Origin of the sequence: Trabulsiella guamensis ATCC 49490 (assembly GCF_000734965.1) — a bacterium.
Taxonomy (GTDB): Bacteria; Pseudomonadota; Gammaproteobacteria; order Enterobacterales; family Enterobacteriaceae; genus Trabulsiella; species Trabulsiella guamensis.
In genome coordinates this window covers 1-446 of the sequence record NZ_JMTB01000221.1, presented here as the reverse complement: position 1 = coordinate 446, position 446 = coordinate 1, and the positions used below count along the sequence as shown (strand labels likewise).

The following is a 446-nucleotide window of genomic DNA, read 5'->3' as shown; positions in this document are numbered from 1 at the left end:
ATAGCTACTCCCGCGCACGTGGTTTTTTTACGCCTGGCACAGACGCCAGCCCCAGCGCCACATCTTCACCGCGACCGGTGACGGCGGCAACGTAACACCCTGACACATCCGAAAGGCTGACCAGCCCCTGTTCACGCAGCCATGCCAGATGCGTGCGTACGCTGTCACGGGAAACCCGGTGGCCGTAGGTCTGGAGACAGGTCTGTAAAATGGATTCGTTCGCGCTGTCACCACACTCCATCAGGGACGCAGAATAACCAGACGCTGATCGCTGTCGAGAATTTCGCGCATGCTCATACCTCTTAATTCTTGTCTTTCAGTTCATTTTCCAGCAGCAGATCGCTGATGCGGGCTGCCTGCCTGAGCGTGCCGGAGAATTCGCGTATCTCGCCACGCAGGTTGCTCATGTCAAGCTGGAGACTGTGCAGCTCCTGCCGGGTCGGCAT

Annotated in this window: 1 protein-coding gene and 1 pseudogene; both read right to left on the bottom strand. The window is 58.1% G+C overall.

All coding sequences use genetic code 11. The annotated features are described in order from the left end of the window. Positions 1–4: 4 nt before the first annotated feature. Positions 5–291, bottom strand: a pseudogene (locus tag GTGU_RS23645) (VpaChn25_0724 family phage protein). A gap of 11 nt (positions 292–302) precedes the next feature. Then, complete coding sequence (locus GTGU_RS25235) at positions 303–446, bottom strand: DUF2730 family protein (protein WP_084222856.1); 144 nt, start codon at positions 444–446, stop codon at positions 303–305.

Excerpts from the sequence above, each read along its gene's own strand:
- GTGU_RS25235 (WP_084222856.1), bottom strand. The coding sequence starts at position 446 with ATGCCGACCCGGCAGGAGCTGCACAGTCTCCAGCTTGACATGAGCAAC.